This is a genomic window from Burkholderia sp. Tr-20355, assembly GCF_017104685.1.
In the GTDB taxonomy this organism is placed as follows: Bacteria; Pseudomonadota; Gammaproteobacteria; order Burkholderiales; family Burkholderiaceae; genus Burkholderia; species Burkholderia seminalis.
The window spans coordinates 26,859-48,010 of sequence record NZ_JAAGPK010000034.1 but is presented as its reverse complement, the minus strand read 5'-3'; the positions used below and the strand labels follow the sequence as shown (position 1 = coordinate 48,010).

17 protein-coding genes are annotated in these 21,152 nt (G+C 67.6%); 5 read left to right on the top strand and 12 right to left on the bottom strand.

The window, feature by feature from the left end; translation table 11 throughout:
• Window positions 1-45 precede the first annotated feature (45 nt).
• From G3N62_RS11855 to G3N62_RS11845, 3 genes are all read right to left on the bottom strand, one after another.
• On the bottom strand, window positions 46-1,089 hold the full coding sequence (locus tag G3N62_RS11855; RefSeq protein ID WP_034188885.1) for an ABC transporter permease subunit: 1,044 nt from the start codon (window positions 1,087-1,089) through the stop codon (window positions 46-48).
• 51 nt (window positions 1,090-1,140) lie between these two features.
• Window positions 1,141-3,024 (bottom strand): extracellular solute-binding protein, encoded by a 1,884-nt coding sequence (locus tag G3N62_RS11850; protein ID WP_034188886.1) that lies wholly within the window; start codon window positions 3,022-3,024, stop codon window positions 1,141-1,143.
• A gap of 150 nt (window positions 3,025-3,174) precedes the next feature.
• A complete protein-coding gene (locus tag G3N62_RS11845; RefSeq protein WP_034188887.1) occupies window positions 3,175-3,540 on the bottom strand; it encodes a hypothetical protein in 366 nt (121 codons plus the stop codon).
• A 296-nt stretch (window positions 3,541-3,836) separates the two neighbouring features.
• Between G3N62_RS11845 and G3N62_RS11840 the strand changes: the two genes are divergently transcribed.
• From G3N62_RS11840 to G3N62_RS11825, 4 genes are all read left to right on the top strand, one after another.
• Window positions 3,837-7,055: an efflux RND transporter permease subunit gene (locus tag G3N62_RS11840; RefSeq protein ID WP_124670784.1), complete on the top strand. Its 3,219-nt coding sequence runs from the start codon at window positions 3,837-3,839 to the stop codon at window positions 7,053-7,055.
• Window positions 7,045-8,220: an efflux RND transporter periplasmic adaptor subunit gene (locus G3N62_RS11835; RefSeq protein WP_124670785.1), complete on the top strand. Its 1,176-nt coding sequence runs from the start codon at window positions 7,045-7,047 to the stop codon at window positions 8,218-8,220. Before G3N62_RS11840 ends, G3N62_RS11835 begins: the two co-directional genes overlap by 11 nt.
• On the top strand, window positions 8,213-9,628 hold the full coding sequence (locus G3N62_RS11830) for an efflux transporter outer membrane subunit (RefSeq protein ID WP_124670786.1): 1,416 nt from the start codon (window positions 8,213-8,215) through the stop codon (window positions 9,626-9,628). The genes G3N62_RS11835 and G3N62_RS11830 overlap by 8 nt, the downstream gene beginning before the upstream one ends.
• A gap of 110 nt (window positions 9,629-9,738) precedes the next feature.
• Window positions 9,739-9,996: a DUF4148 domain-containing protein gene (locus G3N62_RS11825; protein WP_034188890.1), complete on the top strand. Its 258-nt coding sequence runs from the start codon at window positions 9,739-9,741 to the stop codon at window positions 9,994-9,996.
• 73 nt (window positions 9,997-10,069) lie between these two features.
• On the opposite strand, the gene G3N62_RS11820 is transcribed toward G3N62_RS11825, so the two are convergent.
• Genes G3N62_RS11820 through G3N62_RS11810 form a run of 3 tightly spaced genes read right to left on the bottom strand, consistent with a single transcriptional unit; the run spans window position 10,070 to window position 12,832 of the window.
• A complete protein-coding gene (locus tag G3N62_RS11820; protein ID WP_059561975.1) occupies window positions 10,070-10,735 on the bottom strand; it encodes a winged helix-turn-helix domain-containing protein in 666 nt (221 codons plus the stop codon).
• Window positions 10,736-10,754: 19 nt separating this feature from the next.
• A complete protein-coding gene (locus G3N62_RS11815) occupies window positions 10,755-12,146 on the bottom strand; it encodes a HAMP domain-containing sensor histidine kinase (protein WP_206141238.1) in 1,392 nt (463 codons plus the stop codon).
• Window positions 12,147-12,157: 11 nt separating this feature from the next.
• Window positions 12,158-12,832 (bottom strand): response regulator transcription factor, encoded by a 675-nt coding sequence (locus tag G3N62_RS11810; RefSeq protein WP_124670787.1) that lies wholly within the window; start codon window positions 12,830-12,832, stop codon window positions 12,158-12,160.
• Window positions 12,833-13,050: 218 nt separating this feature from the next.
• Here G3N62_RS11810 and G3N62_RS11805 point away from each other — a divergent pair, with 218 nt between their 5' ends.
• Complete coding sequence (locus tag G3N62_RS11805) at window positions 13,051-13,350, top strand: DUF4148 domain-containing protein (RefSeq protein WP_034188893.1); 300 nt, start codon at window positions 13,051-13,053, stop codon at window positions 13,348-13,350.
• Window positions 13,351-13,463: 113 nt separating this feature from the next.
• On the opposite strand, the gene cyoD is transcribed toward G3N62_RS11805, so the two are convergent.
• The 6 genes from cyoD to G3N62_RS11775 all read right to left on the bottom strand — a co-directional run bounded on the left by cyoD (window position 13,464) and on the right by G3N62_RS11775 (window position 20,972).
• Complete coding sequence (gene cyoD / locus G3N62_RS11800) at window positions 13,464-13,796, bottom strand: cytochrome o ubiquinol oxidase subunit IV (protein ID WP_011352504.1); 333 nt, start codon at window positions 13,794-13,796, stop codon at window positions 13,464-13,466.
• Entirely contained in the window at window positions 13,797-14,405 is a 609-nt protein-coding gene (cyoC, locus tag G3N62_RS11795; RefSeq protein ID WP_034188894.1) for a cytochrome o ubiquinol oxidase subunit III, read from the bottom strand.
• Window positions 14,405-16,411 (bottom strand): cytochrome o ubiquinol oxidase subunit I, encoded by a 2,007-nt coding sequence (gene cyoB / locus G3N62_RS11790; protein ID WP_034188895.1) that lies wholly within the window; start codon window positions 16,409-16,411, stop codon window positions 14,405-14,407. Before cyoB ends, cyoC begins: the two co-directional genes overlap by 1 nt.
• A 3-nt stretch (window positions 16,412-16,414) precedes the next feature.
• Complete coding sequence (cyoA, locus tag G3N62_RS11785; RefSeq protein WP_034188896.1) at window positions 16,415-17,302, bottom strand: ubiquinol oxidase subunit II; 888 nt, start codon at window positions 17,300-17,302, stop codon at window positions 16,415-16,417.
• 269 nt (window positions 17,303-17,571) lie between these two features.
• Window positions 17,572-19,101 carry an NADH-quinone oxidoreductase subunit M gene (locus G3N62_RS11780; RefSeq protein WP_034188897.1) on the bottom strand — a complete coding sequence of 510 codons (1,530 nt, stop codon included), beginning with the start codon at window positions 19,099-19,101 and terminating at the stop codon, window positions 17,572-17,574.
• A 482-nt stretch (window positions 19,102-19,583) separates the two neighbouring features.
• On the bottom strand, window positions 19,584-20,972 hold the full coding sequence (locus tag G3N62_RS11775; RefSeq protein WP_124670801.1) for a hypothetical protein: 1,389 nt from the start codon (window positions 20,970-20,972) through the stop codon (window positions 19,584-19,586).
• Between the last annotated feature and the right edge of the window lie 180 nt (window positions 20,973-21,152).

The following is a 21,152-nucleotide window of genomic DNA, read 5'->3' as shown; positions in this document are numbered from 1 at the left end:
GCCCCTCGCCCGATCACGCCGGGCATGCGAATGGATCGTTTCATGTCAGCGTTCCAGGTTGTCGAATTGAATGCGCGGATCGACCCACACGTAGCAGAGATCGGAGAGCAGCTTGGTCGCGAGCCCGATCAGCGTGAACAGGTACAGCGTGCCGAGCACGACCGGATAGTCGCGCCGCACGACCGACTCGTACGACAGCAGCCCGAGGCCGTCGAGCGAGAACAGCGTCTCGATCAGCAGGCTGCCGGTGAAGAACGCGCCGATGAACGCAGCCGGGAAGCCGACGATCAGCGGCAGCATCGCGTTGCGGAACACGTGCTTCCACAGCACGCTGCGCTCGGAGAGCCCCTTCGCGCGCGCGGTCAGCACGTATTGCCGGCGGATCTGGTCGAGGAACGCGTTCTTCGTGAGCATCGTGACGACCGCGAAGCTGCCGACGACCGACGCCGTGATCGGCAGCGCGATGTGCCACAGGTAGTCGAGCACCTTGCCGACGAGCGACAGCTGCGCGAAATTGTCCGACGTGAGGCCGCGCAGCGGAAAGAGCTGCCAGAACGAGCCGCCGCCGAACAGCACGAGCAGCAGCACGCCGAGCACGAAACCCGGGATCGCATAACCGACGAGCACGACGAGGCTGGTCGCGACGTCGAACGGCGAACCGTTGCGCACGGCCTTCGCGATGCCGAGCGGCACCGAGATCAGGTACGTGAGGAAGAAGGTCCACAGCCCGATGCTGATCGACACGGGCAGCTTCTGCACGACCAGCGACCACACGCTCTGGTGGCGAAAGTAACTGTCGCCGAGATCGAAGCGCGCGAAGCGCTTGAGCATCAGCCAGTAGCGTTCGAGCGGCGGCTTGTCGAACCCGTACAGCGCCTTGAGCTGCGCGAGCTGCTGCGCGTCGACGCCGGTGTGCGCGCGCATGCCGAACGGCACCGCGCCCTGCTCCGTCGCGCCCTTGCGCAATTCCTGCACGGCCTGCTCGACGGGGCCGCCCGGCACGAACTGGATCACCGCGAACGTCAGCGTCAGCACGCCGACGAGCGTCGGGATCATCAGCAGCAGGCGTTTGAGGATGTAGCTCCACATAGGGCGTCGACTCGTGATCGGTTGGGCGATTGGACGAAAGGCGGGTGCGGGTCAGTGATCGGGCTTCGCCCACCATGTCGACACGACCCAGCCTTCGGCCGAATAGTACAGCGGCAGCGTCTGCGGATAGGCGAGCGAGCGCTTGTAGGCGATCCGGTGCGTCGTGCTGTACCACTGAGGTACCGCGTAGTAGCCGTGCATCAGCACGCGGTCGAGCGCGTGCGTCGCGTCGAGCAGATCCTCGCGCGTCTGCGCGGTGCCGAGCGCGTGCAGCAATGCGTCGACGGCCGGCGACTTCAGCCCGATGAGGTTGTCGGAGCCCGGCTCGTCGGCGAACTTGCTCGCGTAACGCGAATATTGCTCGGCGCCCGGCACCTGCACGCCCGGCAGGCGGATCGTCGTCATGTCGTAGTCGAACGCGTCGAGACGCTTCTGCAGCAGCGCGAAATCGGCCGTGCGAAAACGTACGGCGATGCCGAGCTTCGCGAGGTTGCGCTGGTACGCGGTCACGACGCCTTCCATCGCGCCCCCCGCATCGTCGAGGATCTCGAACGCGAACGGCTCGCCCTTCGCGTTGCGCAGCGCGCCGTCGCGATAGGTCCAGCCGGCCTGCGCGAGCAATGCGCGCGCCTTCAGCAGGTTCGCGCGCAGCGAACCCGGCGGATTCGTGTCCGGCTGCGTGACCATCGGGCCGAACACGGCCGGATCGAGCTGCGCGCGCAGCGGCTCGAGCAGCTTCAGCTCGCCCTCGCCCGGCATGCCGGTCGCCTGCAGGTCGGTGTCGGCGAAATAGCTGTCGAGGCGCGTGTACGCGCTGTAGAACAGCTGGCGGTTCAGCCATTCGAAGTCGAACGCGAGGTCGAGCGCCTGGCGCACGCGCGCGTCGCGAAACAGCGGACGGCGCAGGTTCATGAAGAAACCCTGCATGCCGGCGCCGTTGTGCTGGCGGAATTCGCGCTTGACGAGCTCGCCGCTGTCGAAACGCTTGCCGACATCGCGCCGCGTCCAGTTCCGCGCGATGTACTCGACGAGCACGTCGTATTCGCCGGCCTTGAACGCCTCGAGCCGCGCGACGCCGTCGCCGTACAGCTTGTAGACGATCCGCTCGAAGTTGTTGGTGCCGATCCGCACCGGCAGGTCGGCGCCCCAGTACGCGGGGTTGCGCCGATAGGTGATCGTGCGGCCGTTGTCGTAGCGCTCGATCAGATACGGGCCGCTGCCGATCGGCTGCTCGAACGCGAGCTGGTCGAACGGGATGCGCGAGCCGTCCGCGCGCACGCCCCACTTGCGCGAGAACACCGGCACGCCGCCGGCGATCAGCGGCAGCTCGCGGTTCGCGCTGCGGAACTCGAAGCGCACGGTGGCCGGATCGACCACCACGGCCTTCGCGATTTCCGCGAAATACGCGCCGAACTGCGGCGCGGCCTGCTTGCTCTTCAGCGTATCGAACGAAAACTTGACGTCGTCGGCCGTGACGCGATCGCCGTTCGAGAAACGCGCGCGCGGATTCAGGTGGAACGTGACCGAACGACGATCGGGCGCGACGTCGATGTCGTCGGCCAGCAGCCCGTAGGCGGATGCCGGTTCGTCCGAGCTGCCGGTCGCGAGGCTCTCGAACAGCATGTCGATGCCCGGCGCCGGATTGCCGCGCATCGTGAACGGATTGAACTTGTCGAACGACGTCAGCCGGTTCGGGTTCGCAAGCACGAGCGTGCCGCCCTTCGGCGCATCGGGGTTGACGTAGTCGAAATGCTTGAAACCCGGCGGATACTTCGGCTCGCCGTACTGCGCGATCGCATAGGCCGCGTGCGCGGCCGGCGTGGCCAGCGCGGCGCATAGCGCAAACGCCGCGGCCGCGCGGCCGGCAGCCCGTACGGCACGCAGCGCGCCGGAACCGGCCCGCACGGCGGCGGCCCGGGGCGAACCCTTCGTCATAGAGGCCCTGTCGGTCGAATGAGGGTAGTAACGTGGGACGATTCTACCCATTCAATCGGCCGGGCCAAAAGAAAACCGCCACGCGGGCGGTTTCCGGTCTTGTTGACGGGCAGACGGCGCGCACGCGTCACGCGCGCGCACCGCGCCATATCAGCGCCAGCCGTTGTGGCGGCCGTTGTCCCAGTGACCGTGACCGCGGTCCCAGCCGGGACGCCCGCCATGGTGGCGATACCAGTCGTCGCGGCCCCAGTAACGGCGGCCGTCCCAGTAGCGGTCGCCGTGCCAGCCGATCACGATCGCCGGTCCCGGCGCGTACACGGGCGCCGGCGCATACACCGGCGCAGGCTGGTAGACGACCGGCGGCGGGGGCGGCGGCGCATACACGGGCGCGGGCGCGACGTAGACCGGCGCCGGCACGCCGACGTTGATCCCGACATTGACTCCCGCCATTGCTGCGCCCGACACGAGCAAGGCCGTCATACCGGTCAAGAGCGAGGCAACACGCAAGGTCTTCATGGATTCCTCTTCTGGTTGTGTCATGTGTGACTGGACTATAACGGCAAGCCCCGCCTCCGCATATTTCAAGTTTGTAAGAACTGATGCGTCACATCGCAACGGAAAGCCCGCGCTAACGTCTTGTAACAATCGGCGCCCGCCCGCCCCCGCCGTGCCCTTTCCTAAAACATCTTTCATCCTGCCTCGCGCCCGGCGTTAAGCACCGCCTCGCACACTGCGCGAGCCGGATCGGGCGCCCGCCACGCTTCGGCACTTTGCTGACAGGCCGGCGCCCCGCGCCGGCGGAGACCTCGCCGATGCTGAAACTCGTCCGACTCGCGCTCGCGCGCCCCTACACGTTCATCGTCCTCGCGCTGCTGATCCTGATCGCGGGGCCGCTCGCCGCGCTGCGCACGCCAACCGACATCTTTCCCGACATCCGGATCCCGGTCATCAGCGTCGTATGGAACTACGCGGGCCTGCAGCCGGCCGACATGTCCGGGCGCATCGTCACGTATTACGAGCGCACGCTCGGCACGACGGTCAACGACGTCGCGCACATCGAGTCGCAATCGTTCCGCAGCTTCGGGATCGTCAAGATCTTCTTCCAGCCGAGCGTCGACATCCGCACCGCGACCGCGCAGGTCACGTCGATCTCGCAAACCGTGCTCAAGCAGATGCCGCCCGGCACCACGCCGCCGCAGATCCTCAACTACAACGCGTCGACGGTACCGGTGCTGCGGCTCGCGCTGACGAGCGACACGCTGAACGAACAGCAGCTCGGCGACTACGCGACCAACGTGATCCGGCCGCAGTTGCTGTCCGTCGCGGGTGTCGCGATTCCGTCGCCGTACGGCGGCAAGGTGCGCCAGGTGCAGATCGACCTCGACCCGCAGGCGCTGCAGGCCAAGGGGCTGTCCGCGCAGGATGTCGCGACCGCGCTCGCGCAGCAGAACCAGATCATCCCGGCCGGCACGCAGAAGATCGGCGGCTTCGAATACAACATCCGCCTCAACGACAGCCCGCTGACCATCGACCAGCTCAACGCGCTGCCGATCCGGACGGTTAACGGCGCGGTGATCTTCATGCGCGACGTCGCGCATGTCCGCGACGGCTTTCCGCCGCAGGGCAACATCGTGCGCGTCGACGGCCGCCGCGCGGTGCTGATGAGCGTGCTGAAAAGCGGCTCGGCGTCGACGCTCGACATCATCGCGGGCGTCAAGGCGCAGTTGCCGCGCATCGAGGCGACGCTGCCGCCGTCGCTGCGGCTCGTCGTGATGGGCGACCAGTCGGTGTTCGTCAAGGGCGCCGTGAGCGGCGTCGCGCGCGAAGGCCTGATCGCCGCGGCGCTCACTTCCGCGATGATCCTGCTGTTTCTCGGCAGCTGGCGCTCGACGCTGATCATCGCCGCATCCATCCCGCTCGCGGTGCTGGCGGCGATCGCCGCGCTGGCGGCCGCGGGCGAGACGCTCAACGTGATGACGCTCGGCGGGCTCGCGCTCGCCGTCGGTATTCTGGTCGACGACGCGACCGTCACGATCGAGAACGTCAACTGGCACCTGGAACAGGGCAAGGACGTGCGCAGCGCGATCCTCGACGGCGCGTCGCAGATCGTCGCGCCGGCCTTCGTGTCGCTGCTGTGCATCTGCATCGTGTTCGTGCCGATGCTGCTGCTCGACGGCGTCGCGCGCTTCCTGTTCGTGCCGATGGCCGAGGCCGTGATCTTCGCGATGATCGCGTCGTTCGTGCTGTCCCGCACGTTCGTGCCGATGATGGCCCGTTACCTGCTGAAACCGCATGCCGCCCATCCGGCCGCCGTGCTCGCGCCGCACGGCGCGCCGTTCGCGCCGCCGCGCGCACGCAATCCGCTCGTCGCGTTCCAGCAGGGCTTCGAACGCCGCTTCGCCGCGCTGCGCGCCGGCTACCGCGTCGTGCTCGGGCTGGCCCTCGCCCACCGCGGCCGCTTCGTCGCACTGTTCCTCGCCGCGGTCGCCGTGTCGTTCGTGCTGGTGCCGGGGCTCGGCCGCAATTTCTTCCCGTCGGTCGACTCGGGCGAGATCGCGATCCACGTGCGCGCACCGATCGGCACGCGCATCGAGGAAACGGCCGCGCTGTTCGACCGCGTCGAACGCACGGTGCGCGGCGTCGTGCCGCCGCGCGCGCTCGCGAGCATCGTCGACAACATGGGCCTGCCGAACAGCGGGATCAACCTCACGTACAGCAACAGCGGCACGATCGGCCCGCAGGACGGCGACATCCTCGTGTCGCTCACCGGCGACCACGCGCCGACGGCCGGCTACGTGAAGCAACTGCGCACCGCGCTGCCGCGCGCGTTTCCGGGCGTGACGTTCTCGTTCCTGCCCGCCGACATCGTGAGCCAGATCCTCAACTTCGGCGCCCCGGCGCCGATCGACGTGCAGGTGACCGGCCCCGACCGGGCAGCCAACCGCGCGTACGCGACCGAGCTGCTGCGCCGCATCCGCACGGTGCCGGGCGTCGCCGATGCGCGCGTGCAGCAGGCGTCGACCTATCCGCAGTTCACGGTGTCGGTCGACCGCGCGCGCGCCGCGCAGCTCGGCGTCACCGAGCAGGACGTCACCAATGCGGTGGTCGCCAGCCTGTCCGGCACGAGCCAGGTGTCGCCGACCTACTGGCTCGATCCGCACAACGGCGTGTCCTATCCGATCGTCGCGCAGACGCCGCAGTACCGGATGACGTCGCTGTCGGACCTGCGCGCGTTGCCCGTCACGGGCCGCACGGGCGCCCCGCAACTGCTCGGCGGCCTCGCGACGATCGTGCGCGGTCAGACCGACGCGGTCGTCTCGCACTACGACATCGCGCCGCTGTACGACATCTTCGCGACGACGCAGGATCGCGATCTCGGCGCGGTCAGCGCCGACATCGAACGCGTGCTGCGCGCGAATGCCGCCGGCCTGCCGAAGGGCTCGCGCGTGACCGTGCGCGGCCAGGTGCAGACGATGAACGGCGCATTCGGCGGACTGCTCGCCGGCCTCGCCGGCGCGGTGCTGCTGATCTACCTGCTGATCGTCGTGAACTTCCATTCGTGGCGCGACGCGTTCGTGATCGTGAGCGGGCTGCCCGCGGCGCTCGCCGGCATCGTCTGGATGCTGTTCGTCACGCGCACGCCGCTGTCGGTGCCGGCGCTGACGGGCGCGATCCTGTGCATGGGGGTCGCGACCGCGAACAGCATCCTCGTCGTCACCTTCGCGCGCGAACGGCTCGCGCACACCGCCGACGCGGCCGTCGCCGCGCTCGAGGCCGGCTTCACGCGCTTTCGGCCCGTGATGATGACCGCGCTCGCGATGATCATCGGCATGGCGCCGATGGCGCTCGGTCTCGGCGACGGCGGCGAACAGAACGCCCCGCTCGGCCGCGCGGTCATCGGCGGCCTGCTGTGCGCGACCGTCGCGACGCTGGTGTTCGTGCCGGTCGTGTTCAGCCTCGTCCACCGGCGCGATCGCGCGCCGCGCCCCGAATCCCTTTCCGTCACTCCGGGAGAACAGCATGTCCACTGAATTCGAAGTCCGTCCCCCCGGCACGCCGCGCTACCTGAAGCCGCTCGCGATCGCAGGCGCCGTCGCCGCGCTCGCGGTCGCGGCCGCCGGCGTCCTCGCCCGCGTGCACGATGCCCATGCGGTCGCCGCGTGGACCGCGCAGCAAGCGATCCCGACCGTCGCCACGGTCGCGCCGCAGCCGGCCGCGGCCGACGCACTCGTGCTGCCGGGCCGGCTCGACGCCTATGTCGACGCCCCGATCTACGCACGCGTGCCGGGCTACCTGCATGCGTGGTACGCGGACATCGGCGCGCACGTGAAGGCGGGCCAGCTGCTTGCGTCGATCGACACGCCCGATCTCGACCAGCAGTTGCAGCAGGCCCGCGCGGACCTGCAAAGCGCGAGCGCGAACGAGCGGCTCGCCGCGATCACGGCCGCCCGCTGGGCCGAGATGCTTGCGCAGGATTCGGTGTCGCAGCAGGAGGCCGACGAGAAACGCAGCGACCTCGATGCGAAACGCGCGGCCGTCGCCGCGCGCACCGCCGACGTACGGCGGCTCGAAGCGCTCGAATCGTTCAAGCGGCTCACCGCGCCGTTCGACGGCGTCGTGACGGCCCGCAAGACCGACGTCGGCGCGCTGATCGACGCGGGCAGCGGCAACGGCGCCGAGCTCTTCACCGTGTCGGATGCGCGGCGACTGCGGCTGTACGTCCACGTGCCGCAGGACGACGCGGCCGCGATCCGCGCGGGCATGCAGGCCGTGCTGACCGTACCCGAGCGCCCGGGCCAGACGTTCGACGCCACGCTCGCGGATTCCGCGCAGTCGATCGACCCGGCGTCCGGCACGCTGCTCGCGCAGTTTTCGATCGCCAATCCGGCGGGCACGCTCTTTCCCGGCGAATACGCGCAGGTGCGGCTTGCGATGCCCGGCGCCGCGCATGCGCTGACGATTCCGGCCAGTACGCTGATCTTCCGTCACGACGGGTTGCAGGTCGCGGTGCTCGACGCGAACGGGCATGCGAGGTTGCGCAACGTGTCGATCGCGACCGATCTCGGCACGCGCGTCGAGATCGCCTCGGGACTCGCGGCCGGCGATCGCGTGATCGACAATCCGCCCGATTCGCTCGCGGACGGCGACCCCGTACGCATCGCCGGCACCGCCACGACGGAGCACGCACATGGCTGACCGACTGCTTGCCGCGTGGCTGGGCAGCATCGCGCTGCTCGCCGGCTGTTCGCTCGCACCGGCCTACCGCGTGCCGGCCGTTCCGGTGCCGGCCGCGTTTCGCGAAACGGGCCCGTGGGTCGATGCCGCGCCGGCCGACCGCCTGCCGCGCGACGGCTGGTGGCGCGTGTACGGCGACGCGACGCTCGACCGGCTCGAACCGCTCGTCGCACGCGCGAATCCCGACCTCGCGGCCGCCGTCGCGCGGCACGACGAGGCGACCGCACTGTTCGACGAAGCGCATGCGGCGTTGCTGCCGAGCGTGGGTATCGAAGCCGAACCCGACCGCGACCGGCAGTCGGCGCGCCGGCCGCTGCGCGGCAGCGGCCAGCCCGACGTCTACGAGTCGAACACGCTCGAAGCCGGCATCGGCTACGACGTCGATCTGTGGGGCAAGGTCCGCAACACGGTCGCGGCCGGCCGCGACGACGCGCAGGCGGCCGACGACGATCTCGCGTCGGTCCGGCTCAGCCTGCAGGCCAGCGTGGCCGCCACCTACTTCGACCTCGCGGGCCTCGACCGCGAAGCGGCCACGCTCACGCAAACGATCGACACGTATCGCCGCGCGTGGCAACTCACGGTCAGCCGTCATCGCGGCGGCCTCGCGTCGGGGCTCGACGTGTCGCGCGCACGGACACAACTCGCGCTCGCCCGGGCACGCGCCTCCGACATCGCCGCCCGCCGCGCACTCGACGAACACGCGATCGCCGCGCTCGTCGGCGCATCCGCGTCGACGTTCACGCTGCCGCCCGTCGCGGCGCTGCCCGGCGTGCCGGCGATTCCGACCGGCCTCGCGTCGACGCTGCTCGAACGCCGGCCGGACATCGCCGCCGCCGAACGTCGCGTCGCGGCGGCGAACGCGCGAATCGGCGTCGCCCGCGCCGCCTATTTCCCCGACCTGTCGCTCGGCCTCGCTGCCGGCTTCCAGAGCGATACGTTTTCGCCGTGGCTCGCCGCGCCGAACGAGATCTGGTCGATCGGGCCGCGTCTCGCGGCGACGCTGTTCGACGGCGGCCTGCGCGCCGCGGGCGTACGCAAATCACGTGCGCAATTCGCCGAGCAGGGCGCGCGCTATCGCGCCGTCGTGCTGCAGGCATTCCGGGAAGTCGAGGACGATCTCGCGCTGCTGCACCGCCTCGGCGACGAATCCGACCAGGACGACGCGGCGCTCGTCGCGGCGCGGCAGTCGCTCGCACTCGCGATGTCGCGCTATCGCGACGGCGCGGTCAGCTATCTCGACGTGGTCACGGCGCAGACGACCGAACTCGATACGCAGATCGCGTCGCTCGATGCCGATGCGCGACGCCTGCAGGCATCCGTCGGGCTCGTGCGCGCGCTCGGCGGCGGCTGGCACGGCACGCATTCATGAACGTTTCTTCATCGGCGCGCCCGGCGCCCGCACGGGCGCGCCCGATAACGTGGTGCCTGCCGGCATCGCCATCACGTCACCGGCTACTGTCACTTGAAAAGGACCACGCCATGAAGACCCTGATGTTCACCTCCCTCCTCTGCGCCCTCTGCGTCACGTTGCCCGGCCGGGCCAGCGCGATGCCGCCCGCCGCGGCAACAGCACCGCACACGTTCGCGTCGGCCGCACCCGCACCGCTGCCGTCGCGACCGGCATGGGCGGCCTCGCCAGCCGCGCCGCTCACGCGCGCGCAGGTCTATCGCGAACTCGTCCACGCCGAACGCGACGGGCAGCTCGCGCAACTCAACCGCGAACTGTATTCGCACTGACTGCACGCACACGGACGTGTCGCGCGACGCGCGGCACGCCTGCGCTCGTCGCACGCAACGCGCTACCGCGCCGTCATCCGCCCGCGTCGAACCTGAACCCGAATCGCGCGACGGTCTCGATCCGCGCGGTGAATGCGTGGGCGGCCAGCTTGCGCCGTAACCGCACGACCAGCGCATTGACCGTTTCGGGTTCGATATCGGCGTCGCCCCATGCGTAACGCAGCACGGCATCGCGCCCGACCGGCCGGCCCGATTCGCGCAGCAGGCATTCGACGAGACGGAATTCCCGCGCACTGAGCGCGAGCCGCCTGCCGTGCTCCTCGAGCGCTCGCGTCGCCGCGTCGAGCCGGACCGGCTCGCGCGTCCCGATCGCGCCGGTCCGGCGCCACAGCGCGCGCAACCGTTCGTGCAGCTCGACGAACGAACACGGATGGGCAAGACACACGTCGCACCCGGCCTGCAGCATCCGCGCGCGCTGCACGGGCGTGGCGCCGGTGACGATCGCGGCGATCGTCGCGCCGCCGGCCGACACGGCAAGGTGCGGCAATCCCGTGAGGATCGCCGGATCGGCCGCCGCATCGGGTGCAACGATCACGATGGCGTCGAAGCGGTCCTGCGTCGCCGCGAAGCAGCCGTCGCGCCATCCGTCGACCCGCTCGACGCCGTGCATGCTCTCGCGAAACGCCTTGTCGAGCCGCGCGGCCTCCGGCGTCGACGGAGCAATCAGCAGGATGCGCATCGATCGCTCCCCGGCGCCGTCACGCGAGCGAGTGCGGCCAGCATTCGACCGTGATCGCCGTGCCGGCCGGCTGCGCATCGCCGATCCGCAGTGCGAAATCGTGCACGCGCATCACGGCCGACACGACGCTCAAGCCGAGCCCCGACCCGTTCACGTGGCGCGTGCGCTCGCCGCGATAGAAGCGTTCGAGCACCGCGTCGCGCTCGCCTGGCGGGATGCCCGGACCGGTGTCCTCGAACCGGACGAGCGGGCCGTTCGGCGTCGTGTGGAGCACGACGTGCACGCGCCCGCCCGGCGGCGTGAACTTGATGGCATTGTCCGCGAGATTGCTGAACGCCTCGAACAGCAATGCGCGGTCGCCGTGAATGCCGTCGACGCGTGCGGCATCGAGTTCGAACGACACGTCGACGGCTTCGGCCAGCGGCTCGTAGAGGTCGCACACGTCGCGCAGCAACGCCGCGACGTCGACCGCGGCAAAGCCGCCGCGCCGGCTCAGCGTGCCGATCTCCGAGATGCGCAGCATCGCGCGAAAGCGTTCGAGCAGCCGGTCGGTTTCGTCGCGCGCGGACGCCAGCAGTGCCGCCGACGCAGGATCGTCCGCGCAGAACGGCTGGTCGGCCAGCCGCGCCAGCATCGTATGCACGCGTGCGAGCGGCGTGCGCAGGTCGTGCGCGATGCCGTCGCAGGTATGGCGCACCTCGCCCATCAGCCGCTCGACTTCGTCGAGCATGTGGTTCACGAGATGCGCGAGCAGGTCGAGTTCGTCGTAGCGGCCGACCGGCAGCCGCTTGCCGAGATCGCCTTCGGCGATCTGCCGCGTGACGCGCCGGATCGCGGCAACGCGGCGCATCTGCCGCATGCCGAGCATGCTGCCGCCCGCGATGCCCGCGATCAGGATCATCACGCCGCCGATCACGAGCCCGCGGATCGCGACATCGCGAATCTGGATGAAATGCGACAGGTCGCGCGCGACGACCAGCGTCATCCCGTTGTCGCGGCGCACGGCCATCGCGCGCGTGATCGGCGCGGGCTGGCCGTCGAGCGGCGCGAGCGTGCGGTTCAGCGTGCGGCCGTCGCGATCCGTGCGCAGCGCGGGCAGCGTCGCGATGTCGCCGGCCACGCGATGCCCGGCCGCGTCGAACAGCCCGTAGAAACTCGTATGCATGCGCTCGTGCTCGAGCCGCCGGTGGATCGCGAGCGGCAGCGCCGCATCGGGGATCGAATCGAAATAGATCAGCTGCCACGCGAGCACCTCGTCGGTGTCGTGCGTCATCGTGTGTGTCGCCGCCGCGTTGATGACGCCCGCGAGCAGCAGCAGCGACACCGAGAAGATCGCCGCATACGCGCACAGCCAGCGAAACGTCGTCGTATGCCAGCGGCGCGTGAAATTCGCCGCGCGAGCCGTGTCCATCGCCGCCTCCGTCACGCGAGCATGTAGCCCGAGCCGCGCACCGTCTGGATCATCGGTTCCGCGCCCGGCGGATCGATCTTCTTGCGCAGCCGGCCCATGTGGACGTCGATCAGGTTGGTGCCGGGATCGAAGTGATAACCCCACACGGTCTCGAACAGCATCGTGCGCGTGATCGTCTGGCCCGCGTTGCGCATCATGAACTCGAGCACGCGAAATTCGGTCGGCAGCAGCGGAATCTCGTCGCCGCCGCGCCGTGCGCAGCGCGAAATGAGGTCGAGCTCGAGTGCGCCGACCTTCAGCAGCGTCTGCTGCGGCACGCCCGATGCCTGCCGGCGGCGCAGCAGCACCTCGATGCGCGCGCTCAGCTCGCCGGAATCGAACGGCTTCGTCAGGTAATCGTCGCCGCCCGCGCGCAGCCCGCGGATGCGCTCGTCGACATCGCCGAGCGCACTCAGCATCAGCACCGGCGTATCGATGCCGACCGTGCGCATCGCGGTCAGGATCGCGAGGCCGTCCGCGCCCGGCAGCATCCGGTCGAGCGTGATCGCGTCGTACGATGCGCTCATCGCGCGCATCATCCCTTCGCGGCCGTTGTCGACCCAGTCGACCTCGAACCCGCGCGCGGTCAGCTCGCCGACGATCTCGTTCGCGGTCACCGCATCGTCCTCGACCGTCAGTACTCGCATGGTTGTCCTCTCAATGAACGTCGCGACGGGCGCACACGACGCGCCCGCGACTATCGTAGGCGACGCGCTCGCCGTCCGGCGTTACATGAAAAATGCTTCATCCCGCGCCGCGACAAGCACGCGTGAAACATGTTTCATCCGTGCGTCGCCCGCCTCGTCGTGCGGGCCGCCTACGCTGACGTCATGCGGCATCGAGCCGCGCAACCAGGAGCCACCGGATGAAACTGTCGACCACCGTCGCCTGCATGCTGCTCGCATGCGCCAGCACCGCCGCGTTCGCGGGCCCCCGCCTCACCCCGCAGGAATGTCGTGCGTACCCGTTCGTTCACACGGGCCACGACGTCACGCATGCGGACCTCGTGCGCGAACTGACCGAGCTCGAACAGGTCGGCTACAACCCGGCTCACGCGAGCCCCTACTACCCCGACGATCTCGACGATGCGAAGCAGCGCCTCGCCGCCGAATACCGCGCGGACTGCACCCATGCGCTGACGGCCGACGCCGGCGTGCGGCACTGACCGCGCACGGCCCGGCGCAACGCGGCCGGGGGAGAAATGAAAAAGGCGGCACGCGAGTGCCGCCTTTTCGTCATGAGCGCGCATGGATATCGACCGCCGCGCCGCGACGCCGATCAACGCGACATCATGTTCATGCTGACGTTGTGCATCACCCACAACGTGCCGACGATCAGGATCGCCGCGGTCAGCACCGTGTAGCTGAACGCCATCACGTTCCAGCGCTGGCCCGACGAGCCGTTCATGTGCAGGAAGTACACGAGGTGCACGACGATCTGCACGAAGGCGAGCACGGCCAGCGCGATCAGCGACGCATGCGGCGACAGCACGCCGCCCATCACGAGGCCGAACGACGCGGCCGTGAGCAGCACCGACAGGATGAAGCCGGCGACGTAGCCGCCGACGCTGCCGTGCCCTTCTTCGAGTTGAGACGAATGCGAATGGGCCATTTAGATCACGCTCGCGAGATAGACAAAGGAAAACACGCAGATCCACACGATGTCGAGGAAGTGCCAGAACAGGCTCAGGCACGTGAGGCGCCGCAGGTCGCGATCGGTCAGGTCGCCGCCGCGGAACACGATCTGCCCGGCGAGCACGATCATCCACAGCAGGCCGGCCGTCACATGCAGCCCGTGCGTGCCGACCAGCGTGAAGAACGCCGACAGGAACGCGCTGCGCTGCGGGCCCGCGCCTTCCGCGATCAGGTGCGAGAACTCGCGCAGTTCCATCGCGAGAAACGCCGCGCCGAGCACGAACGTCACCGCGAGCCATGCGAGCAGCGCGCCGCGCCGCTGCTTGTACGCCGCGAGCATCGCGAAACCGTACGTGATGCTCGACAGCAGCAGCGCGGCGGTTTCCACCGCGACGCCCGGAATGTCGAACAGCTCCTTCGCGGTCTGGCCGCCCGCGTACTGGTGGCCCAGCACCGCGAACGTCGCGAACAGCGCCGCGAAGATCACGCAGTCGGTCATCAGGTACAGCCAGAAACCGAACACCGAATGCGACGGCGGATGGTCGTCGTGCTCGAGCAGGGTTGCGCTCAAGGTTTTCTGCAACATCAGTTGGCCTCCAGTTCCACGTCGTCGACGCGCGCGGCCGTGCGCGTCGTCGGCTGCTTGTCCTCGATCTTCCGCACCGTCGACGCGGGGATGTAATAACCGTCGTTATCGCGCGAGCTGTAGATCACGAGCGTCGCGATGATCCCGACGAGTCCGCCGATCGCCATCCACCAGATGTGCCACACCAGCGCGAAGCCGAGCACCAGGCTGAAGATCGCGATCACGAGACCCGCGCAGGTATTCGACGGCATGTGGATGTCGCGGAACGTCGCCGGGTTCGGCCGCCCTTCGCCGCGCGCCTTCATGTCCGCGTACGCGTCGAGCGTGCGCACCTGCGGGATCACCGCGAAGTTGTAGTCGGCCGGCGGCGACGACGTCGCCCACTCCAGCGTGCGGCCGCCCCACGGATCGCCCGTCGTGTCGCGGTACTCGGGCAGGTGGCGATTGCGGATGCTGACCACCAGTTGCAGCAGCTGGCACGCGATGCCGATCGCGATCAGCACGGCGCCGAACGCGGCGACCAGCAGCCACGGATGCCAGGCCGGGTTGTCGTAGTGGTTCAGGCGGCGCGTCATGCCCATGAAGCCGAGCACGTAGAGCGGCACGAACGCGACGTAGAAGCCGATCTGCCAGAACCAGAACGCGGCCTTGCCGAGCTTCTCGTTCAGCTTGAAGCCGAACGCCTTCGGGAACCAGTAGTTGAAGCCCGCGAGATAGCCGAACAGCACGCCGCCGATGATCACGTTGTGAAAGTGCGCAATCAGGAACAGGCTGTTGTGCAGCACGAAGTCCGCGCCGGGAATCGCCATCATCACGCCGGTCATGCCGCCGAGCGTGAACGTGACCATGAAGCCGATCGTCCACAGCACGGGCGTCGTGAATTCGATCCGGCCGCGATACATCGTGAACAGCCAGTTGAACACCTTCACGCCGGTCGGGATCGCGATGATCATCGTCATGATCCCGAAGAACGCGTTCACGTTCGCCCCGGAGCCCATCGTGAAGAAGTGATGCAGCCACACGAGAAACGACAGCACCATGATCGCGCAGGTCGCGTACACCATCGTCTTGTAGCCGAACAGCGGCTTCTTCGCGAACGTCGCGATCACTTCCGAGAAGATCCCGAACGCCGGCAGGATCAGGATGTACACCTCCGGATGGCCCCACGCCCAGATCAGGTTCAGGTACAGCATCGCGTTGCCGCCGGCGTCGTTCGTGAAGAAGTGCATGCCGAGGTAACGGTCGAGGCCGAGCAGCGCGAGCGTCGCGGTCAGGATCGGGAACGACGCCATGATCAGCACGTTCGTGCAGAGCGCGGTCCACGTGAACACCGGCATCTTCATCAGCGTCATGCCGGGCGCGCGCATCTTGATGATCGTCACGAAGAAGTTCACGCCGGTCAGCAGCGTGCCGACGCCCGAGATCTGCAGCGCCCACAGGTAGTAGTCGACCCCTACCCCCGGACTGAACTGCAGCTCCGACAGCGGCGGGTACGCGAGCCAGCCCGTCTGCGCGAATTCGCCGATCACGAGCGACACGTTGATCAGGATCGCGCTGACGGCCGTCATCCAGAACGAGAGCGAGTTGATGAACGGGAACGCGACGTCGCGCGCGCCGATCTGCAGCGGCACGATCAGGTTCATCAGGCCGACCATGAACACCATCGCCATGAAGAAGATCATGATCACGCCGTGCGCCGTGAAGACCTGGTCATAGTGGTGCGGCGGCAGGTAGCCGGGCCCGTTGTACGCGAGCGCGAGCTGCATGCGCATCATGATCGCGTCGGCGAAGCCGCGCAGCAGCATGATCAGCGCGACGATGATGTACATCACGCCGAGTCTCTTGTGGTCGACCGTGGTCAGCCATTCCGTCCACAGCCATTTCCACCGGCCGGTGATCGTCAGCGCGGCGAGAATGCCCAGCACGACCAGCCCCATGAAGGCGCCTGCCCCCATGATGATGGGCTGATCGAACGGGATCGCCGAAAGTGTGAGTTTGCCGAACATGCGTTACCCCTTCGTGCCGCAGGCGGCGTCCTTCAGGTCGAGGACGTGGCCATCGTTGTATTTCGCGATGATGTTGTGGAAGAGCCGCGGATCGACCGACGAGAAGTAGCGCACCGGCGCCTTCTCGCTCGGCTGCGCGACGGTGCCGTACACGGTCGCGTCGAGCCGGTCCGGCGACGCCTTGACCTTCTGCACCCAGGCATCGAACTGTTCGCGCGGCTCCGCGAGCGTGCGGAACTTCATGTCGGAGAAACCGCGGCCGCTGAAGTTGGCGGACGTGCCCGCGTAGTTGCCGGGTTCGTCGGCGATCAGGTGCAGGCGCGTCTGCATCCCGGCCATCGCATAGACCTGGCCGCCGAGCTGCGGAATGAAGAACGAGTTCATCACCGAATCCGACGTGATGCGGAAATTCACCGGCGTGCCCACCGGAATCGCGAGCTGGTTGACCGACGCGATGCCGAGCTCCGGATAGATGAACAGCCACTTCCAGTCGAGCGCGACGACCTCGACGTCGATCGGCTTCACCGACGACTCGAGCGGCTTGTACGGGTCGAGCTCGTGCGTGGTCTTCCACGTGAGCACCCCAAGGAACAGGATGATCAGCGTCGGCACCGTCCAGATCACGACCTCGATCGCGGTCGAATGCGACCAGTTCGGCGCATAGGTCGCGTTCCGGTTCGATGCGCGATAACGCCACGCGAACCACAGCGTGAGCAGGATCACCGGCACGACGACGACCAGCATCGCCCAGGTGGACGTCGCGATCAGCGCCTTTTCGGCGGCGCCCACGCTACCTTTCGGATTTAGTACGTCTAAATTACAGCCTGACAGGCTCAACGCCGCGCCGATCGACATCAGCGCCGCCCAGCCTCTTGAAGCTTTTCTTTTCATCACACAGCCCGAGGGTCATTGAATCCGTTTGCGTATGCCCGATGCGCATTCGATCCACGAAAGTGGCCGAATCATACGTCGCGCGGGTGTGATGAAAAACCGGTGGATGCGGCAAATCATCATTGCAAAATCTGCCGTGAGTCACATTGTCGCGGGGCAATTTCACGCAGCCGGAAGCAGGCCCGGCGCCCCTGCGCCGGACCTCGATCGATGTGCGCGCAACGACCGCGTCGCCACGCGATGCGGCCTGCGTGGCGCGCGCGCCGCGCTCAGTCGTGCGTCGACGCCATGTACGACGGCAGCGCCGGCACGGGGCCGTCCCCTGCCGGCACCTTCGAGTGGCTCGCTTCCTGGATCAGCTTGCCGACGGTCGGATCGATCGCGTCGGTAAACGGCTTCGGATCGATGCCGATCGCCAGCACGATCAGCGCGAGCGACGCGAACATCACGATCTCGCGACGGTTAAGGTCGGCGAGCTTCGCGATCCGCTGGCTCGCGACCTTGCCGAACACCACGCGCTTGAGCATCCACAGCGTGTACGACGCGCTGAGGATCAGCGTGAGCGCCGCGATCGCGCCGATCCAGAAGTTGAAGCGGATCGCCCCCATGATGACCATGAACTCGCCGACGAAACCCGACGTGCCCGGCAGGCCGACGTTGGCCATCGCGAACAGCAGCGTGAAGGTCGCGAAACGCGGCATCACGCCCGCCACGCCGCCGTACGCGGCGATCTCGCGCTGCTTCGTGCGATCGACGAGCACGTTCACGCACAGCAGCATCGCGCCGGCGACGAAGCCGTACGACACGAGCTGCACGATCGCGCCTTCGACGCCGATCCGGTTGAACAGGAACAGCCCGAGCGTGACGATGCCCATGTGTGCAACGGTCGAATACGCGAGCAGCTTGCCGAGATCGGTCTGCGCGAGCGCGATCAGGCTCGCATAGACGATCGCGAACAGCGACAGCGCGATCACGGCCGGTGCGAAGAAGTGGCTCGCATCGGGCGTGACCGGCAGCGCGAAGCGCAGGAACCCGTAGCCGCCGAGCTTGAGCATCGCGAGCATCAGCGCGGCACCGGTCGGGCCGTCGGTATAGACGTCGCTCAGCCACGTATGGACCGGCCACATCGGCACCTTCACCGCGAACGCCGCGAAGAAGCCGAGGAACACCAGCAACTGCGGCGCGAAGCCGAGTTGCAGCGTGCGCCACGCGGCCATGTCGAACGTATGCGACTGCGCATACAGGTACAGCATCGCCATCAACAGCAGCAGCGAGCCGGCGAACGAGATGAAGAAGAACTTCACGGCCGCATAGACGCGGCGCTCGCGCCCCCACGTGCCGATCAGCAGGTACAGCGGGATCAGCGTCGCCTCGAAGAAGATGAAGAACAGCAGCCCGTCCTGCGCGACGAACACGCCGACCATCAGCCCCGACAGGATCAGGAACGACGCGTAGTACTGCGCGACGCGCACCGTGACCGACTCCCACGACGCGATCACCACCACGAGCGTCGTGAAGGCGGTCAGCACGACGAGCCACAGCGACGCGCCGTCGATGCCGACACGCCATCCGGAATTGAACGCCGCCAGCCAGTCGCGGCTTTCGACAAACTGCATCGCCGCCGAATGTGCGTCGAAGCCGGCAACCAGCGGGACGACGGCCGCCAGCCCCACGATCGCGCCCGCGAGCGCGATCAGCCGCGTCCGGCGCGGGTGATGGTCGGAACCGACGCGCAGCAGGCACGCGCCTAACAGGATCGGAGCCCAGATGGCCAGGCTCAGGAAGGGGAAATCATGCATGTCAACAAAGCCTTGAGGAGGTCGCGCACTGTATCGGGGACAGGCGAGACGAAAGGTACGAAATCAAATCGACAGGTAGATTTCGTGAATCGCCAGCGTTGGCAAAATGTAAAGCGGCATCACGGAAAAACTTGATGCCGCTCAAACGCGATCGGGTTAACGAGCATAAGGCGATTGATTATTTTCTGCAGCGCAGCAGAACCTCAATTTTCCACGTCGACACATGACGCTGATTTTATTGAGTAATTTTTTGTATTACGCGCCGGGGCTCATCATGAAAAACGACGCAATGCCGCATTTTTGGCACCGGCGGTTCATTTCGTGGGGCCGGAATGGAATTATCGAGGCCGGGCAGGACGATGGTCGGGCGCACCTCTTTTTCTTACATCGATACTTACATTTGTATTTCTATCGGCCGAGCGAATGGCCACCCTGCCCGCCCACCGTCACGGCAGCCCGCGCATGCTTCATGCTCCGGGCCGTCAGCGCCGATGGCTTTGCCGGTCCCACACGCGCATCGTCACCGCTCGATAGTGGTCGTGTTGCGCGGGGAAATGAACGAAGCGGCTGTCGCGCGTCGCGTAGACCGGCGACGCCGCAAGCGTCGTCGCGTCGACGATATGACGCGCATCGATCATGCCGGACTCCAGCAGTTCCACATAGATCGCCTGCTGGTCGCCGCCGCTCGCGTAGACCGACGACCGATCGTCGAAGCGCTCGATGCGCGCGCAGATGCGCTCGACGAGTGCGCGCATCGGCGCCACGTTGCGCACGCCGATCATGCATGAATTGATCGCCCAGGCCGTGTGATCGGTACCGATCAGGAAGTCGCGGCCCTCGATCACGCCGTCGATGGACCGACTCTGGTCGATTGCCAGGATGTCCGCATCGACCCAGAACACGAATTCGTGGTGCGGCAGATGTTCGCGAATCAGATGCAGCTTCGCCCAGTTCGCATCGATGCCGCCCGGCAGAAACGCGGGCGCCTCGCGATACGTGTGGTACGCATAACCGTGCCGCGTGCAGTAGCGGACGAAGTTTTCCTCGTGCAGATCGCCATAGCCCGCGATATGCGGCGTATGCAGGCTCACGAACGCAATACGCGCGTGCGGATTCACGTGCCGCTCCGCTTCGCGCGTTCGCTGCTGCGCGGCGCGCCAGTCGTCCAGCGCGCGCGGGGAATCGCCGCGCTGGTACCGCTCGGCATCGTCGACGAGCGCGACCACGTAGCGAAAGTCGTAGTCGGCCGCCGGCGCCCAGCCACCGTCCACGTCCTGCCACTCGGGCGCGTGGTGCGCGACCAGCGGCCGAGCGCCGGCGATCGAATCGATCGCGATGCCCTCGCTCCAGACCGTCTGCACCGACGCGAAATGCCCGTTCGCGAGCGGTACATCGAACGGCAGTGGCGCAAAGTGCTCCGCGAGCAGCGTCGCCTCGCACGCGTGACGCCGTTCCGGAAGGCGCATCGCCCACTTGCCCAGTTCGAGCGCGAGCTCGCGCAATCGCTCCCGCACGCCGGGCACGTTGCGGAAAATCATGCCGCTCGCGGCAGGCAGCGGCGACTTCGACGTCTGGGTGGTGACGATTGCGTCGTAACCGTGCGCGACGTCCGGCAGCGCGTGCGGATCGAACACGACGGAGAACGGATCGAGCACGAGCAGCAACGCGCCCGGCTCCATCGCGACGAGCTGCGCGATGAGCGCGTGGTACTTGTGCAGGATCTGCTGGCGCTCGCCGTACACGTGCGTGCCGTCGACGATCGCATGCCGGTAGCCGTGCAACTGCGCGTAACGCGCGTGATTGTCGACGAGTCCGTCGACAGGCCGATGAGAGCGGAACGTCAGAACTGCATGCGGGCTTGCCACGAGCATCACCTTGAATTGCGCCGGTCGATACGCGTATGTTGCGCATGACAGGGGCTCAAGTCGAGCATTCATTGCCCGAGGGGCCGCGACGAGGTTCGCGTGAGGACGCGATCCGGCAGCATCGGACCTGTCGCGCGCGACACGGCACGACGGGCCGGAAAAAGAAAAAGCCCCGCAAGTCCGAGA

Bases quoted from the DNA above. Each gene is read 5' to 3' on its own strand.
- G3N62_RS11855 (WP_034188885.1), bottom strand. From the start codon at position 1,089: ATGTGGAGCTACATCCTCAAACGCCTGCTGCTGATGATCCCGACGCTC.
- G3N62_RS11850 (WP_034188886.1), bottom strand. From the start codon at position 3,024: ATGACGAAGGGTTCGCCCCGGGCCGCCGCCGTGCGGGCCGGTTCCGGC.
- G3N62_RS11845 (WP_034188887.1), bottom strand. From the start codon at position 3,540: ATGAAGACCTTGCGTGTTGCCTCGCTCTTGACCGGTATGACGGCCTTG.
- G3N62_RS11840 (WP_124670784.1), top strand. From the start codon at position 3,837: ATGCTGAAACTCGTCCGACTCGCGCTCGCGCGCCCCTACACGTTCATC.
- G3N62_RS11835 (WP_124670785.1), top strand. From the start codon at position 7,045: ATGTCCACTGAATTCGAAGTCCGTCCCCCCGGCACGCCGCGCTACCTG.
- G3N62_RS11830 (WP_124670786.1), top strand. From the start codon at position 8,213: ATGGCTGACCGACTGCTTGCCGCGTGGCTGGGCAGCATCGCGCTGCTC.
- G3N62_RS11825 (WP_034188890.1), top strand. From the start codon at position 9,739: ATGAAGACCCTGATGTTCACCTCCCTCCTCTGCGCCCTCTGCGTCACG.
- G3N62_RS11820 (WP_059561975.1), bottom strand. From the start codon at position 10,735: ATGCGCATCCTGCTGATTGCTCCGTCGACGCCGGAGGCCGCGCGGCTC.
- G3N62_RS11815 (WP_206141238.1), bottom strand. From the start codon at position 12,146: ATGGACACGGCTCGCGCGGCGAATTTCACGCGCCGCTGGCATACGACG.
- G3N62_RS11810 (WP_124670787.1), bottom strand. From the start codon at position 12,832: ATGCGAGTACTGACGGTCGAGGACGATGCGGTGACCGCGAACGAGATC.
- G3N62_RS11805 (WP_034188893.1), top strand. From the start codon at position 13,051: ATGAAACTGTCGACCACCGTCGCCTGCATGCTGCTCGCATGCGCCAGC.
- cyoD (WP_011352504.1), bottom strand. From the start codon at position 13,796: ATGGCCCATTCGCATTCGTCTCAACTCGAAGAAGGGCACGGCAGCGTC.
- cyoC (WP_034188894.1), bottom strand. From the start codon at position 14,405: ATGTTGCAGAAAACCTTGAGCGCAACCCTGCTCGAGCACGACGACCAT.
- cyoB (WP_034188895.1), bottom strand. From the start codon at position 16,411: ATGTTCGGCAAACTCACACTTTCGGCGATCCCGTTCGATCAGCCCATC.
- cyoA (WP_034188896.1), bottom strand. From the start codon at position 17,302: ATGAAAAGAAAAGCTTCAAGAGGCTGGGCGGCGCTGATGTCGATCGGC.
- G3N62_RS11780 (WP_034188897.1), bottom strand. From the start codon at position 19,101: ATGCATGATTTCCCCTTCCTGAGCCTGGCCATCTGGGCTCCGATCCTG.
- G3N62_RS11775 (WP_124670801.1), bottom strand. From the start codon at position 20,972: ATGCTCGTGGCAAGCCCGCATGCAGTTCTGACGTTCCGCTCTCATCGG.